Source organism: Simplicispira sp. 125, assembly GCF_003096555.1.
In the GTDB taxonomy this organism is placed as follows: domain Bacteria; phylum Pseudomonadota; class Gammaproteobacteria; order Burkholderiales; family Burkholderiaceae_C; genus Simplicispira.
This window is the reverse complement of record NZ_QEKM01000001.1, coordinates 547,556-562,473: the sequence shown is the minus strand read 5'-3', so window position 1 is coordinate 562,473 and position 14,918 is coordinate 547,556. Positions and strand designations below refer to the sequence as shown.

General features: G+C 62.4%; 12 protein-coding genes and 1 pseudogene. 5 read left to right on the top strand and 8 right to left on the bottom strand.

From position 1 onward, the window contains the following. Positions 1–86: 86 nt before the first annotated feature. The 5 genes from rlmH to C8D04_RS02605 all read right to left on the bottom strand — a co-directional run bounded on the left by rlmH (position 87) and on the right by C8D04_RS02605 (position 4,552). Positions 87–554: a 23S rRNA (pseudouridine(1915)-N(3))-methyltransferase RlmH gene (gene rlmH, locus C8D04_RS02625; RefSeq protein WP_116003475.1), complete on the bottom strand. Its 468-nt coding sequence runs from the start codon at positions 552–554 to the stop codon at positions 87–89. A gap of 8 nt (positions 555–562) precedes the next feature. Further along, the gene (gene rsfS, locus C8D04_RS02620) at positions 563–1,426 is read right to left on the bottom strand and encodes a ribosome silencing factor (protein WP_116003474.1); all 864 of its coding nucleotides are present in this window, start codon (positions 1,424–1,426) and stop codon (positions 563–565) included. A 171-nt stretch (positions 1,427–1,597) separates the two neighbouring features. After that, on the bottom strand, positions 1,598–2,539 hold the full coding sequence (gene hemF, locus C8D04_RS02615; RefSeq protein WP_116003473.1) for an oxygen-dependent coproporphyrinogen oxidase: 942 nt from the start codon (positions 2,537–2,539) through the stop codon (positions 1,598–1,600). Next, positions 2,536–3,819, bottom strand: coding sequence for a phosphoribosylamine--glycine ligase (gene purD / locus C8D04_RS02610; RefSeq protein WP_116003472.1), 1,284 nt, complete (start codon positions 3,817–3,819; stop codon positions 2,536–2,538). Before purD ends, hemF begins: the two co-directional genes overlap by 4 nt. A 13-nt stretch (positions 3,820–3,832) precedes the next feature. Further along, positions 3,833–4,552, bottom strand: coding sequence for a YebC/PmpR family DNA-binding transcriptional regulator (locus C8D04_RS02605; RefSeq protein ID WP_116003471.1), 720 nt, complete (start codon positions 4,550–4,552; stop codon positions 3,833–3,835). 79 nt (positions 4,553–4,631) lie between these two features. Here C8D04_RS02605 and C8D04_RS02600 point away from each other — a divergent pair, with 79 nt between their 5' ends. From C8D04_RS02600 to upp, 4 genes are all read left to right on the top strand, one after another. Then, complete coding sequence (locus C8D04_RS02600) at positions 4,632–6,152, top strand: helicase HerA-like C-terminal domain-containing protein (RefSeq protein ID WP_116003470.1); 1,521 nt, start codon at positions 4,632–4,634, stop codon at positions 6,150–6,152. A 4-nt stretch (positions 6,153–6,156) separates the two neighbouring features. After that, positions 6,157–7,005: a hypothetical protein gene (locus C8D04_RS02595; RefSeq protein WP_233521086.1), complete on the top strand. Its 849-nt coding sequence runs from the start codon at positions 6,157–6,159 to the stop codon at positions 7,003–7,005. 130 nt (positions 7,006–7,135) lie between these two features. Continuing rightward, the gene (locus C8D04_RS02590; RefSeq protein ID WP_116003469.1) at positions 7,136–8,116 is read left to right on the top strand and encodes a threo-3-hydroxy-L-aspartate ammonia-lyase; all 981 of its coding nucleotides are present in this window, start codon (positions 7,136–7,138) and stop codon (positions 8,114–8,116) included. 31 nt (positions 8,117–8,147) lie between these two features. Beyond that, positions 8,148–8,777, top strand: coding sequence for a uracil phosphoribosyltransferase (gene upp, locus C8D04_RS02585; protein ID WP_116003468.1), 630 nt, complete (start codon positions 8,148–8,150; stop codon positions 8,775–8,777). A gap of 26 nt (positions 8,778–8,803) precedes the next feature. Here the strand turns inward: upp and C8D04_RS02580 are convergent, their stop codons facing one another. Both C8D04_RS02580 and C8D04_RS02575 read right to left on the bottom strand, forming a co-directional pair. Then, positions 8,804–9,616, bottom strand: a complete 813-nt coding sequence (locus C8D04_RS02580) for a crotonase/enoyl-CoA hydratase family protein (RefSeq protein ID WP_116003467.1) — start codon at positions 9,614–9,616, stop codon at positions 8,804–8,806. Between the two features lie 558 nt (positions 9,617–10,174). After that, positions 10,175–12,193, bottom strand: a pseudogene (locus C8D04_RS02575) (NADPH-dependent 2,4-dienoyl-CoA reductase); the annotation flags it as partial. A 124-nt stretch (positions 12,194–12,317) separates the two neighbouring features. Here C8D04_RS02575 and C8D04_RS02570 point away from each other — a divergent pair. Next, positions 12,318–12,881 (top strand): PadR family transcriptional regulator, encoded by a 564-nt coding sequence (locus tag C8D04_RS02570; RefSeq protein WP_116003465.1) that lies wholly within the window; start codon positions 12,318–12,320, stop codon positions 12,879–12,881. Positions 12,882–12,964: 83 nt separating this feature from the next. Here C8D04_RS02570 and C8D04_RS02565 read toward each other — a convergent pair whose 3' ends face one another. After that, positions 12,965–14,689 (bottom strand): nitrite reductase, encoded by a 1,725-nt coding sequence (locus tag C8D04_RS02565; RefSeq protein ID WP_116003464.1) that lies wholly within the window; start codon positions 14,687–14,689, stop codon positions 12,965–12,967. Between the last annotated feature and the right edge of the window lie 229 nt (positions 14,690–14,918).

Sequence of the window (14,918 nt, the reverse complement as noted above, 5' to 3'; positions counted from 1 at the left end):
GAAATTTTAATAGAAATAGGCTTCTAGCGCTTACTCAGTAAGCGCTAACAGCTATATATTCAATAGCACAACAACGAGAAGGTGCGCTATTCCCGGTGGTACGGGTGCCCGGCATTGACCGACCAGGCGCGGTAGAGCTGCTCGATCAGCAGCACGCGCACCATGGCATGCGGCAGGGTCAGGTCAGACAGGCGAATGCGCTCGTGCGCTGCCTGGCGAAAACCGGGGTCGAGCCCGTCGGGCCCGCCAATGACCAGGGCCACATCGTCCCCGCCCAGTTGCCAGCCTTGGAGGCGCTCGGCCAGCGCCTTGGTGGTCAGGCTGGTGCCGCGCTCATCCAGCGCCACCACACGGGTGCCCCGGGGAATGGCGGCTTCGATGCGCTCGCGCTCGGCGGCGTAGAGGGTTTCCAGCGACTTGGAGCCGCGCGGCTCGGTTTTGACTGCTTTGAGCTCCACCTTGAGCTCGTGCGGAAACCGCTTGGCATAGTCGTCGTAAGCGGTTTGCGCCCAGTCGGGCACCCGTTGCCCGACTGCGACGATCAGCAGCCGCATGGCCCGGGTCAGGCCTTGCGGGCGGGTGCTTTACGGGCGGGGGCCTTGGCAGCGGCCTCGGGCTTGGTCCGTGTCGTCTTGGCAGGCGCTTTGCCCGTGGGCTTGGTGGCCTCACGCGGCTTGACCACCACGGTCTTCATGGGGGTCTTGGCGGCCGGTACCTTGGTGGTCTTGGTTGCTGGCTTGGTGACCTTGGCCACTGGCTTGGCGGTCGTTTTGCTGACAGGGGTCTTGACCGCTGTTTTGGTTGCGGGGGTCTTCACGGCAGTCTTGGTGGCCGGTTTGCGGGCCACCTTGGCAGCGGGTTTGCTGGCAGGTTTGGCCGCGCTGGGGGCTGCTGCAGTTTTGGCGGCGGTGGCCTTGGCGACCTTGGCAGCCACCTTGCGGCCGGACTGGGCGGGCACAGTGCCCTGCTCGGCCGCAGCCTTGGCCGCACGGCGGGCGGCGGTCTTGGCGGGTACCTTGGCCGCAGCCGGGGCCGCGGGCTTGGCAGCGCCGAGCTTGAGGCGCACCGGGGTGTCGCCCCAGAGCTCTTCCAGGCGGTAATACTGGCGAATCGTGGGCTGCATGATGTGGGCCACGGCGGCGCCGCAGTCCACGATGATCCATTCGCCGTTGTCTTCGCCCTCGATGCGGGGCTTGACGAACCCGGCTTCCTTTACCTTGTCGCGCACACTGGCGGCCAGCGCCTTGGTCTGGCGATTGGACGTGCCCGAAGCCACGATGACGCGCTCGAAAAGCGGCGACAGGTGCTCGGTGTTGAAGACCTGGATGTCTTGCGCCTTGACATCTTCCAGGCCATCAACGATCGCGCGCTGGAGTTTGGCGACGTCTTTTTTGGCGGCGGATTCCGAGGTTTTGGTGGTGGTCATCAGGCAGTGGTTCAGAGGTGATAAGGTCAATATAACGTGCAACGCCGCAGGTCACCAGCGGAATGCTCCGCAGGTGTTGCGCATGCGCGCCGCACGGGTTTTTGGGTGTTTTTGGCCTTCAGGGCAAATGGGGCAAGCGCTTCAAGCTATTGAAATTATAGTAGACCAGCATCAAAGCCAGTCGCGCCGCACCAGGAAGCGGCGCGTGAGTTCGGCCTCAGGGCTGCCCTCGGGGGCCTCACGGCGGTACTCCCAGCTCGCCAGCGGCGGCATGGAGAGCAAGATCGATTCGGTGCGCCCGCCCGACTGCAGGCCGAAATGCGTGCCCCGGTCCCACACCAGGTTGAACTCGACATAGCGGCCCCGGCGGTAGAGCTGGAAGTCGCGCTCGCGCTCACCAAAGGCTGTGTTCTGGCGCCTCTCAACGATGGGCAGGTAGGCACCCAAAAAGGCATCGCCCACGGCCTGCGTCATGCCCAGGCTTTGTTCAAAACCCAGCTCGGAAAAGTCGTCGAAGAAGACTCCGCCCACACCGCGCTGCTCGTTGCGGTGCTTGAGGTAAAAATATTCGTCGCACCATTGCTTGAAACGCGGGTACTTGTCCTCGCCAAAAGGCGCCAGGGCATCACGGCAACTGCGGTGGAAGTGCACGGCATCTTCTTCGAAGCCGTAGTACGGCGTCAGGTCCATGCCGCCGCCAAACCAGCACACGGGCTCCTGGCCGAGATGCCCGGCCGCAATCATGCGCACGTTCATGTGCACCGTGGGCACATAGGGATTGCGCGGGTGGAACACCAGCGAAACACCCATGGCCTCGAACGGTGCACCGGCCAGTTCGAGCCGGTGCTGCGTGGCCGACGGCGGTAGCTGCGGGCCGCGTACATGCGAGAAGCCGCAGCCCGCGCGCTCGAACACGCGGCCGCCTTCGATGATGCGGGTAATGCCGTCGCCCTGCAGCAACTCACCCGGCGCCTTGTGCCAGGGGTCGGTGACGGCGCGGGCGCCGCGCGCGCCCTCTACCGCTTCGAGCGCACCGATGATGCGCGCCTGCAAATCGACCAGGTAGCCGCGCACACGGGCCACGGTGCTTTCGGTGTTGAAGGCTTGACTCATGGGTTCTTGATGGCGCGGTAGCCGATGTCGCGGCGCATCTGCGCACCATCGAAATGGATGCCGCGTGCCAGATCGTAGGCATGCTGCTGGGCCTGGCGCACGCTGTCGCCCAGGGCCGTAACGCACAGCACGCGCCCGCCGCTGGTGCGCACCACGCCGTCCACCAGCTCGGTCCCGGCATGGAACACCATGGCGTCGTCCTGGTCTTGCGGCAGGCCACTGATGGCGTCGCCCTTGCGCGGCGCCTCGGGGTAACCATGCGCGGCCATCACCACGCCCAGCGCAGTGCGGCGGTCCCACTGCAGCTCCACCTGGTCGAGCTTGCCATCGACGGCCGCGCCGAGCAGCTCACACAGGTCGCTTTTGAGGCGCATCAGGATGGGCTGGGTCTCGGGGTCACCCATGCGGCAGTTGAATTCCAGCGTCTTCGGGTGGCCCTGGGCGTCGATCATCAGGCCCGCATACAGGAAGCCTGTGTAGGGGATGCCGTCCTTTTCCATACCGCGGATGGTGGGCAGGATGATTTCGCGCATGGCACGGGCATGCACATCGGCCGTGACAACCGGCGCCGGCGAATACGCACCCATGCCGCCCGTGTTGGGGCCCTGGTCGCCATCCTGCAGGCGTTTGTGGTCCTGGCTGGTGGCCAGCGCCGCAACGTTCTTGCCGTCGCACAGCACGATGAAGCTGGCTTCTTCGCCCTCCAGAAACGCTTCGATGACGACGCGCGCCCCCCCTTCGTTGTGCACCGCGCCGTACTTGTTGTCCACCAGCATGAAGTCCACCGCATCGTGGGCCTCCTGCAGTGTCATGGCCACCACCACACCCTTGCCCGCTGCCAGGCCGTCGGCCTTGATGACGATGGGCGCGCCCAGGCGGTCCACAAAAGCGTGGGCCTGTGCCGGGTCGGTGAAAGTGTCGTAGTCGGCCGTGGGGATGGCGTGGCGGCGCATGAAGGCCTTGGAGAAGGCTTTGGAGCTCTCCAGCTGCGCGGCCGCCTTGGTGGGGCCGAAGATGCGCAGGCCATGGGCACGGAATTCATCGACCACGCCAGCGGCCAGCGGCGCCTCGGGGCCGACCACGGTCAGGCCAATCTTTTCCTTCTGCGCCCATTCGCGCAGAGCGCGCACATCGGTCATATCGATGTTCTGCAGATCGGCCGACAGCGCCGTGCCCCCGTTGCCCGGAGCCACATACACCTGGGTGACCTTGGGCGACTGCCGCAGCTTCCAGGCGATGGCGTGTTCGCGGCCACCGCCGCCAATGACAAGTACTTTCATTTTTCCGCCTGACTCAGAGGGCTGCGTTGTGAAAGACTTCCTGCACGTCGTCGAGGTCTTCGAGCACGTCCAGGAGTTTCTGCATGCGTTCGGCATCGTCGCCGGTCAACTCAATGGTGAGGTCGGGCCGCATGGTGACGCCTGCGTCGGCGGGAACCAGTCCCGCCGCCTCCAGCGCGTTTTTCACGGCCTCGAATTCGGTTGGCGCAGTCAGCACCTCGATGGCGCCTTCTTCGTCGGTGACCACATCGTCGGCGCCAGCTTCCAGTGCCACTTCCATCACCTTGTCCTCATTGGTGCCTGGCGCAAAAATCAGTTGCCCAACGTTCTTGAACTGGAAAGCCACCGAGCCTTCCGTGCCCATGTTGCCGCCATGCTTGCTGAAAGCGTGGCGCACTTCGGCCACGGTGCGCACGCGGTTGTCGGTCATGGTATCCACAATGATGGCCGCGCCGCCGATACCGTAGCCTTCGTAGCGGATTTCCTCGTAGTTCACACCTTCGAGCGTGCCCGAGGCTTTGTCGATGTTGTATTTGATGCGGTCGGCCGGCATATTGGCCGCCTTGGCCTTGTCCACCGCCAGGCGCAGACGCGGGTTGGTCGACAGGTCACCGCCACCGGCACGCGCCGTTACGGTGATCTCGCGGATGATGCGCGTCCAGATTTTTCCGCGTTTTTCATCCTGGCGCCCCTTGCGGTGCTGAATATTCGCCCATTTGCTGTGTCCTGCCATGGGAAGTCCTTCGTATTGATTTAATCTACTGTGCCCGATTTTACTTTTGCCCGCACCGCGACCCCCGAGGAAACCCGAAATGGCCGAACCCCTGCTGATTGCCAAGCACGACACCATCGAATGCCACCTGCTCCCGGGCCTGGCCAACCGCCATGGGCTCATCACCGGCGCCACCGGCACGGGCAAAACCGTGACCCTGCAGACCTTGGCCGAGAACTTCTCGCGCATCGGCGTACCCGTATTCATGGCCGACGTGAAGGGCGACCTCACCGGCATCAGCCAGCCCGGCAAGATCGCCGACAAGCTGGCCGCCGTGCTCAAGGAGCGCGGGCTGGAGCTGCCCACACCCGGCGCCTGCCCTACCACGCTGTGGGACGTTTTTGGCGAGCAAGGCCACCCCGTGCGGGCCACGATTTCAGACATGGGCCCACTGCTGCTGGGCCGCATGCTCAACCTGAACGAGACGCAGCTGGGCGTGCTCAACCTCGTGTTCAAGATTGCCGACGACAACGGCATGCTGCTGCTGGACCTGAAAGACCTGCGCGGCATGCTGCAATATGTGGGCGACAACGCGAAAGAATTTACAACCGAATACGGCAACATCAGCGCCGCCAGTGTGGGCGCCATCCAGCGCGGACTGCTGCAGATCGAGCAACAAGGCGGTACGCAGTTCTTTGGCGAGCCCATGCTCGACATCCAGGACTTCATGCAGACGGTGGACGGCCAGGGCGTGGTCAACATCCTGGCGGCCGACAAGCTCATGAACTCGCCACGCCTGTACGCCACCTTTTTGCTGTGGATGCTGTCCGAGCTGTTCGAGCAATTGCCTGAAATCGGCGACCCCGAAAAGCCCAAGCTGGTGTTCTTCTTCGACGAAGCCCACCTGTTGTTCAACGAAGCGCCCAAGGTGCTCATCGAGCGCATCGAGCTGGTGGTGCGCCTGGTGCGCTCCAAGGGTGTGGGCGTGTACTTTGTCACCCAGAACCCGCTCGACATCCCCGACAGCGTGCTGGCACAGCTGGGCAACCGTGTGCAGCACGCGCTGCGGGCCTTCACGCCGCGCGACCAGAAAGCGGTGAAAGCCACGGCCACCACCATGCGCCAAAAACCGGGGCTGGACATTGAGGCAGCCATCACCGAACTGGCGGTGGGCGAAGCCCTGGTGAGTCTTCTGGACGCCAAGGGACGGCCCAGCGTGACCGAGCGCGTTTATGTGCTGCTCCCTGGCAGCCAGCTGGGGCCCATCACGCCGCAGCAGCGCCAAAGCCTGGTGGCAGGCTCGCTGGTGGCGGGTGTCTACGAAAACACCGTCGACCGGGAGTCAGCCTACGAAAAACTCAAGAGCCGCGCCGCCGCCGCCGCAACACAAGCCCCGACAGGCAGCAACAAAGGCACTCCCCCGGCCCCTGCCAACGAAGGCGGTGGAATGATGGGTGGCCTGAACGATGTCTTGTTTGGCACCACAGGCCCGCGCGGCGGCCAGCGCGATGGACTGGCGCAAACCATGGCCAAGTCCGCTGTGCGCACCATGGGCACCACGCTGGGCCGCGAAATTTTGCGCGGCGTGTTGGGCAGCATCTTTGGCGGACGAAAGCGATAACACCATGCTTGCAAGCGCCAAAGTGGCACCGACCATGACCGGTTTTGAACACCTGCTGCTGCGGGTCTCCGGCCTTCTGGTGCCTTTGGCCGCCGTCCCCTGGGTCATCGCACTGGTCGGCGTACCGGTAGGCTGGTGGGAGCCCGAGGGGCGCTGGACCGTCTACCTGGTTTGCACGCTGCTGGCCGTCATGGGTGCCCGGCGCTGGGCGCTGGCCGTGCGCGAACGTTTCATACGCGAAGCCCCCCTGCCCCAGCTCCTCAAGCGCAAACTGCGCGACACCTATCCGCTGCTGAGCCCCAAGGACGCCGACCTGGTTGAGCGCGGCCTGCGCCAGTTTTTCATGGCCTGCCTGCGCAGTGACAAGCATTTTGTGGCCATGCCCTCGCGCGCCGTGGACGCCCTGTGGAACGCCTTTAGCCAAATTCCCCAGGCCTATCAGCACTGGTGCCAGAACGCGCTGGGCTACGTACCCGAACACTCACCCGCCCAGGTGCTGGGCAAAAAGGCCCACCACAACGATGGGCTGCGCCGCGCCTGGTACTGGGCCTGCAAGGACGAAGCGATCCACCCGCGACTCCCGAGCCGCCTCCCCCTGCTGTTTGCGCTTGATACCAAGCTGGCCATACCCGACGGTTTTCACTATGCGCCTGGGCCCCAGGGTATCGCCAAGCCCGATGGCCACCACAGACCCGCAGGCACGCCGTACTTCGGCACCGATTTTTCGGACAGCAATTTCACTGGCAACTTCTTGGACTTTGGGGGCGCCGAACCCGCACGAAGAAAAACCAGCGGCAGTGATGGCGGCGATAGTGGCTTTGGCGATGACGGCGACAGCGGTGATGGCGATTGATTCATCAAAATCCATAGCTGCAAGCGCTTTATTTACAAGCGCTACAGGGTATTTTCTTTGCTAAACACCGTGGTTCACCCTAAGATACCTCTCGGCGCAACACCTGCGCCCATGGCCCGAGGAAACTGACATGAACGTCCTGCCAGACCTGATTGCACCGACCGCCCACGATGTCGTGGAGGCCGCCCACAAGCTCAAGGGTGTTGCGCACCGCACGCCCGTGCTGCGTTCCAGCTCGATCGATGAAATGCTGGGTGCGCAACTGTTCTTCAAGTGCGAAAACCTGCAGCGCACCGGCGCCTTCAAGTTCCGGGGGGCCTTCAACGCGCTGGCCCAGCTGGACGCAGACCAGCGTGAACGCGGTGTCATCACCTTTTCGGCAGGCAACCACGCACAGGCCATCGCCCTGGCCGCACGGCTGCTGGACATGCCGGCGCTGGTGCTGATGCCCGACAACGCGCCCACCGCCAAAATGGCCGCCACGCGCGAATACGGCGCCCAGGTGTTGACCTACGACCCCGCCGCCGAAGACCGCGAAATCATTTGCCAGCGACTGGCCCTGGAGCGCGGCATGGTGCTGATCGCCCCCTCAGAGAACCGCCACGTTATCGCCGGGCAAGGCACCGCTGCACTGGAGCTGCTGGAAGAAGTGCCCCGGCTGGACTACCTGTTCGTGGGCGTGGGCGGCGGTGGGCTGCTGGCAGGCAGCCTGCTGGCCACCAAGGCCGTGGCACCGCTGTGCCGTGTTTACGGCGTGGAGCCCGAAGTAGCGAACGACGGCCAGCAATCGCTGCGGGCCGGACACATCGTGCGTATCCCGCTGCCGCGCAGCACCATTGCCGACGGAGCGCTAGCGCAGGCACTCGGCCCCATGGTGTTTGACATCGCCCAGCGAGAGGCCGAAGGCATCGTTACCGCCAGCGACGAGCAACTGGTGCAAGCCATGCGCTTTTTTGCTGAGCGCATGAAGATCGTGGTCGAGCCCACTGGCGCATTGGCCCTGGCGGGTGCACGGCATGCCGGGCTGGACATCCGCGGCTCCCGCGTGGGCATCATCATCAGCGGCGGCAACGTCGACCTGCCGCGCTACGCCCGCTTTCTGGCAGACTGAAACCTGCTTTTTATCCACCGAGTTTTCCCCCATGAGCAACGTCCACCTCATCGACCACCCCCTGGTACAGCACAAGCTGACCCTGATGCGCCGCAAGGACGCCAGCACCAACAGCTTTCGCCGCCTGCTGGGCGAACTCAGCACGCTGATGGCCTACGAAGTCACGCGCGACATGCCGTTGCAGGACATCGAGATTGAAACACCGCTGGAGACCATGACCGGCAAGGTCATCGACGGCAAGAAGCAGGTGCTGGTCTCCATCTTGCGCGCCGGCAATGGTTTTCTGGACGGCATGCTCAACGTGATTCCCGGCGCGCGCGTGGGCCACATTGGCCTGTACCGTGACCCGGCCACGCTGCAGCCGGTGGAGTACTACTTCAAGATGCCGTCCGAGATGGAAGAGCGCGACATCATCGTGGTGGACCCCATGCTGGCCACCGGCAATTCGGCCGCCGCCGCCGTGGCGCGCCTCAAGCAGACACACCCCAAGTCCATCAAGTTTGTCTGCCTGCTGGCCGCTCCCGAAGGCATTGCGACAATGCAAAAGGCCCACCCCGACGTACCCATCTACACGGCGGCCATCGACCGCGAGCTGAACGACCACGGCTACATCCTGCCGGGGCTGGGCGATGCGGGCGACCGGATTTTTGGCACCAAATAAGTGCCGCGGCCGCCCACCGGCGGCGCTCAGTCCTTGAAGCTGGGCGTCTGCTTGGTCATGCTGGCCGTCATTGCAGCGGTGAGGTCTTCGCTCATCAGCATGGCCGCGTTCCAGGTGGCGATGTAGTTCAGGCTGTCGGCCACCGAGTGGTCGCGGGCGTAGGTGATCATTTCCTTGGTGCCGCGAATCGACAGCGGTGACTTGGCGGCAATGGTGGCGGCAATCTCTTGCACACCTGCGTACAGGGCATCTCGCGAGTCGAAAACACGGTTCACCAGACCCATCTCTTTGGCTTCTGCCGCATCAAACTTGCGGCCGGTGTAGGCCAGTTCGCGTGTGATGCCCTCGCCCACCAGCTTGGGCAGGCGCTGCAGCGTGCCGACGTCGGCCGTCATACCGATGTCGATTTCCTTGATGGTGAAGTAGGCGTCGCTGCTCGCGTAGCGCATGTCGGCGCAGGTGATGAGGTCGATTCCACCGCCCACGCAGGCGCCATGGATCGCAGCCAGCACGGGCTTGCGGCAGCGCTCCAGGCTGGTAAGCGTGTCCTGCATGTCGAGAATGACGCGGCGCAGCGCCTCGCGCTTGCGCCCTTCGCAGTCGTTCTGGATCTGCGGGCCCAGGCCCATCATCATTTGCAGGTCGATGCCGGCGGTGAAGAGTTTGCCTTCGCCTTGCAGCACGGCCACGCGGGCCTCGGGGGTGGCATCGATCCATTGAAATGCCTGGCGGATCTCCTGCCACATGGCGGCATTCATGGCGTTGGCCTTGTCCGGGCGGTTCAGGCGCACAGTAGCGATGTGGTTTTCCAGCGAGACGGTCAGCGTTTCAAATTGCATGGAGGACTCCAATATTTAAGTTTTTTGGCCTCTAACGCTTGTTCAGCAAGCGTTACAAGCTATCAATTAAGTAGCGTTTCGTTATGCCTTGGCGCCCTTCATGGCGGCCAGATAGGGCGCCAGGCGCTTGGCCATCTCGTCACCCAGGGCCTGCAGGCCGCTCATGGGGCGCACCATGACTTCGAAGTCGACGATTTTTCCTTCGTCGTCGAACTGGATCATGTCGATGCCTTTGAGCTCTTTGCCGTTCACCTTGGCGCTGAACTCCAGCACCACGCTCTTGCCGTCGGCACTGGCCATTTCGCGGTGGTAGGCGAAGTCTTCAAACACCTTGACCACCGTACCCAGAATCAGCTGCACCGCCTGTGCGCTCGGGTACGGCGTGTGCGCCATGGGCGAGCGAAAAACCGCCTTGGGGTGCAGGATGGAGGGCAGCTCGGCCAGGCTAGCCTCAGCCACCATGGCATGCCATTTCGCCAGGCTCTCAGCCACCCTCGGCGTCAGCATCTGAGCGAAGCCCTTGGCCTGCGGGGCTTCTTCCTTCTTCGCAGAAGGGTCCAGGCGCAGTGCCAGTTCGGTGCCCTGTTGGATGGCCCGCTTAGCGTCGAGTTCGACCGCCTTGTCGGCGCCGCCAATCAGGTGCACGGTGCAACCTGCGGCTTCGAGTGCGGCCTGCAGTTCGCGCTGCGGGTCTTGCCCGGCGCAGAGGATGACGTTGTCCACCGGCAGCACGCTGTCTTTGCCGTCCACGGTGATGTGCAGGCCGGCGTCGTCCACCTTGCGGTACTGCACGCTGGGGACCATTTCCACATGGCGATTCTTGAGTGAGGTGCGGTGAATCCAGCCGGTGGTCTTACCCAGGCCCTCGCCCACTTTGCTGGTCTTGCGCTGCAGCAGGTAGATCTTGCGGGGAATCTCGCCCAGGTGGGCTTCTTGCAAGCCGCCCCGGTTGGCGCCCGTGGTGTCCACGCCCCATTCGGCGAAGAACTTCGGCTTGCTCAGGCTGGGGCTTACGCCCTCGTGCAGCAGGTATTCGGAGACGTCAAAGCCAATGCCGCCCGCGCCAATCACGGCCACGTTCTTGCCCACAGTTTTCTTGTCGCGCAAGACATCGAGGTAACTCAGTACCTTGGGATGGTTCACACCCTCAATTTCCGGTGTGCGCGGCACGATGCCGGTGGCGAGCACCACCTGCTTGAAGCCCTCAGCGACCAAATCGTGCGCTGCCACCTTGCGGCCCAGTTGGAGCTTGACGCCCGTCAGCTCGATCTGCTTGCCGAAGTAGCGCAAGGTCTCGTAGAACTCTTCCTTGCCCGGCACCTGCTTGGCGATATTGAACTGGCCGCCAATCTCCTGCGCCGCATCGAACAGCGTCACATCCAGGCCCCGGCGCGCTGCTTCGGTAGCAAACGCCAAACCTGCCGGGCCGGCACCCACGACAGCAACGCGCTCTTTGCGGGTCAAGGGCTGCATCACCAAAATGGTTTCGTGGCAGGCGCGCGGATTGACCAGGCACGAAGTGATCTTGCCGCCAAAGGTGTGGTCCAAACAGGCCTGGTTGCAGCCGATGCAGGTGTTGATCTGGTCTGACTGGCCGGCAGCCGCCTTGTTGACGAACTCGGGATCGGCCAGGAAGGGCCGCGCCATGCTCACCATGTCGGCCATGCCGCCCGCCAGAATCTCTTCGGCCACTTCGGGTGTGTTGATGCGGTTGGTCGCGACCAGCGGAATACCGACCTTGCCTTTGAGCTGCTGCGTGACCCAGGCAAACGCGCCGCGCGGCACCTTGGTGGCTATTGTTGGAATGCGCGCCTCGTGCCAGCCGATGCCGGTGTTGAGGATGGTAACGCCCGCTTTTTCCAGCGCCTGCGCCAGTTCGATCACCTCCTCGGTGGTGGAGCCGCCTTCTACCAGATCCAGCATGGAGAGGCGGAAGATCAGGATGAAGTTGGCCCCCACCCGGGCGCGCGTGCGCCGCACGATTTCCAGCGGGAAACGGATACGGCTGGCATACGGGCCACCCCATTCATCGTCACGGTGGTTGGTCTGCTGGGCGATGAACTCATTGATGAGGTAGCCCTCGGAGCCCATGATTTCCACACCGTCATAGCCAGCGCTTTGCGCCAGGGCAGCGGCATTGGCGTAGTCTTCAATCGTCTGCTCGACTTCTTCACTCGTCAACGCATGCGGACGGAAGGGACTGATGGGCGCTTTCAAAGCGCTGGGCGCCACCAGTTCGGGGTGGTAGGCGTAGCGGCCAAAATGCAGGATTTGCATACAAATCTTGCTCCCCGCATCGTGCACCGCCTGCGTCACCACCTTGTGCTTGTCCGCCTCGGCCTGGGTGGTCATGGCAGCACCGCCCGGCATGGGGCGTGCGCGGTCGTTGGGTGCAATGCCGCCCGTCACGATCAAGCCGACACCGCCACGCGCACGCTCGGCATAAAAGGCGGCCATGCGGGCAAAGCCGTCTTTGGCTTCTTCCAGGCCGACGTGCATGGAACCCATGAGCACGCGGTTCTTGAGGGTGGTGAAGCCCAGATCGAGGGGCGCGAGCATGTGGGGGAAGGCGGTCATCGTGGAATCCTTGTGGAAGTAGGAAAATCCAGTTGTCTATGCAACCAGTTGCACAAAAGTGTACGGGCGTTTTTTTATTTATGCAACCAGGTGCATAGTTTTTTGACGACGCTACACTTTGCCTATGTCGCTGGCCCATGCTGTTCTCACGTCATTGCTCGAAAAACCCTCCTCGGGCTACGATCTGGCGCGGCGGTTCGACAAATCGATTGGCTATTTCTGGCACGCCACGCACCAGCAGATTTACCGCGAACTGGCCCGCATGGAAGGCGCAGGCTGGATCGCCAGCAGCATCCCAGCCGATGCAGGCAAAACGCGAAAGAAGGAATATCGGGTCCTGGTGGCGGGTCGTGAGGAGCTGGCACGCTGGGCGGAGCAGCCCTCGGCACCCATGGACCTGCGCGATGAATTCATGGTCAAGCTGCGCGCAGACGCTGTGTTGTCGGAAATAGACCTGCGCCCGGAACTGGCGCGCCACCTGCAACTCCACCGCGAAAAGCTGGCGCACTACCAAACCATTGAAATGCGCGATTTTCCAGTCGGCCGCACGCTTTCCCGCCACGCACAAATCCAGCACATGATCCTGAAAAAGGGCATTCTGTACGAGCAAGGCTCCATCGCCTGGGCGCAGGAAATGTTGGGCGTTCTGGCGCAACTGGCAGCGCCCGAGGCAACTTCCACCCCATAAACAAAAAAGGCCACCAAATCCTCAGGGATCGGTGGCCTCGTTGCACGATACAGGCCCAGAGGCCTGCGCGCGCATTTGCACGATCAATACACGTCGTGCTGCGTGTTGTGCACGTTGAAGTGGCCGGTAGGCGTAATCAGACGTGGATCCTTGATCACCTTCTTCAGCTTGAGCGTCTTGTCGTCCACGATCACCATTGCGCTGATCTTGTTCTTGGCACTCCACACCGAGAACCAGACTTCGTCGCCGGCCTTGTTGAACTCAGGCTGCACGACGCGCTTGGCACCGTCGTCCTTGATGTCTGCCCACTCGGCGATCGGCAGCGTGACATAGCCCTTTTCCAGGTTCTTGATGTCGTACACCACCACCGACTGGGAAATCTTCGGATCAGGATTCAGAGGCGCATCCGAATACAGGTGGTTGGACTTGGGGTGGCTCTTGATAAACAGAGCGCCACCGCCAGGGCCTGTCAGCTTGGCCACTTCCTTGAAAGCGTACTGCTTGTTCTTCTTGGGATCGGTGCCGATCAAAGAGATCGTTTCGTCACCCAAGTGGCCCGTAGCCCAAACAGGACCAAATTTCGGGTGCGTGAAGTTCGCGCCGCGGCCGGGATGGGGAATCTTGCCCACATCGACGATGGCCGCCAGCTTGTCTTCTTTCAGGTCAAAAACCGAAATCTTGTTGCTGTTATTGGCCGCCACCATGAAGTAACGCTTGGTGGAATCCAAACCGCCATCATGCAGGAAAGGAGCCGAACCGATTTCGGTCATCTTCAGTGCCTTCAGGTCGGAGTAATCCACCATCAGCGTCTTGCCGGTCTCCTTGACGTTCACGACAAACTCAGGCTTGAAGTGGCTGCCCACGATGGAGGCCACACGGGGCTCGGGGTGGTATTCCTGCGTGCCCACCACGTTGCCGCGGGTCGAGACGATCTTGAGGGGCTCCAGCGTGTCGCCATCCATGATGACGAATTGGGGCGGCCAATAGGTTCCGGCAATCGCGTACTTGTCTTCAAAGCCCTTGAACTTGCTGCTCTCGACCGAACGCGCTTCAAGGCCCGTGCGGATTTCAGCCACGGTGTCGGGCTTTTCCATCCACATGTCAATCATGTTCACCTTGGCGTCGCGGCCAATCACGAACAAGTAGCGGCCCGAGGCCGACATGCGCGAGATGTGCACGGCATAGCCAGTCTTCAGAACGCTGATGATTTCCTTGGTGTCGCCGTCAATCAGCGCAATCTCACCCGCATCGCGCAGCGTGGTCGAGAAGATGTTGCTGATGTTGTAGTTGTTCATCTTCTTCTTCGGACGCTGGTCCGGAGGAATCACAACCTTCCACGTCTTCTTCATGTCTGCCATACCGAATTCCGGCGGGACAGGGGGATCTTGCTGCACGTAGCGAGCCATCAGATCCACATCGGCTTCGGTCATTTCACCGGAGGTTTGCCAGTTAGGCATACCAGCGGGTGAGCCGTAGGCAATGAAAACCTTGAGGTAATCCGTGCCCTTTTCCAGCGTGATATCGGGTGTCAGGGGTTTGCCGGTAGCACCTTTGCGCAACACGCCGTGGCAACCAGCGCAGCGCTCGAAATAGATTTGACGGGCCCGATCAAACTCGGCCTGCGTCATCTTCGGCGCCTTGGGGTTCGAACTCTGGTACATGGGCACGTCACCCAATGGCGACGAACCTGCCTGGTAATTCACCTCAGGGGCAGACATGCCCGGCTTATTCGTGCCTTGGGCCGTGGCAGCCAGTGCCAGCGTGGAAAGTGCCAGGGCCGTGAGTTGCGCCAGCTTGCGGGTTGTCATGGAAAGACTCCTTATATGCCGCTGCCCAGAAGGAGAGACCCTTCAAGGGACTGCCCGCTGAGGGCTGCGACGACTAATCCAGCGGGGCTTTCCTATATTATTCCTACTGATGATAAGGTCATTCATTGATCCAGAGCAAATTCACACGTGATCTGCAACTTTATGCAATCACGACCCCCAATAATTCAACAACGGCGCCACTCGGACGTGCCGACCACTCCCAAAACTC

What these genes read in the sequence shown, in the direction of transcription:
- rlmH (WP_116003475.1), bottom strand. Translation starts at nt 554, where the DNA reads ATGCGGCTGCTGATCGTCGCAGTCGGGCAACGGGTGCCCGACTGGGCG.
- rsfS (WP_116003474.1), bottom strand. Translation starts at nt 1,426, where the DNA reads ATGACCACCACCAAAACCTCGGAATCCGCCGCCAAAAAAGACGTCGCC.
- hemF (WP_116003473.1), bottom strand. Translation starts at nt 2,539, where the DNA reads ATGAGTCAAGCCTTCAACACCGAAAGCACCGTGGCCCGTGTGCGCGGC.
- purD (WP_116003472.1), bottom strand. Translation starts at nt 3,819, where the DNA reads ATGAAAGTACTTGTCATTGGCGGCGGTGGCCGCGAACACGCCATCGCC.
- C8D04_RS02605 (WP_116003471.1), bottom strand. Translation starts at nt 4,552, where the DNA reads ATGGCAGGACACAGCAAATGGGCGAATATTCAGCACCGCAAGGGGCGC.
- C8D04_RS02600 (WP_116003470.1), top strand. Translation starts at nt 4,632, where the DNA reads ATGGCCGAACCCCTGCTGATTGCCAAGCACGACACCATCGAATGCCAC.
- C8D04_RS02595 (WP_233521086.1), top strand. Translation starts at nt 6,157, where the DNA reads ATGCTTGCAAGCGCCAAAGTGGCACCGACCATGACCGGTTTTGAACAC.
- C8D04_RS02590 (WP_116003469.1), top strand. Translation starts at nt 7,136, where the DNA reads ATGAACGTCCTGCCAGACCTGATTGCACCGACCGCCCACGATGTCGTG.
- upp (WP_116003468.1), top strand. Translation starts at nt 8,148, where the DNA reads ATGAGCAACGTCCACCTCATCGACCACCCCCTGGTACAGCACAAGCTG.
- C8D04_RS02580 (WP_116003467.1), bottom strand. Translation starts at nt 9,616, where the DNA reads ATGCAATTTGAAACGCTGACCGTCTCGCTGGAAAACCACATCGCTACT.
- C8D04_RS02570 (WP_116003465.1), top strand. Translation starts at nt 12,318, where the DNA reads ATGTCGCTGGCCCATGCTGTTCTCACGTCATTGCTCGAAAAACCCTCC.
- C8D04_RS02565 (WP_116003464.1), bottom strand. Translation starts at nt 14,689, where the DNA reads ATGACAACCCGCAAGCTGGCGCAACTCACGGCCCTGGCACTTTCCACG.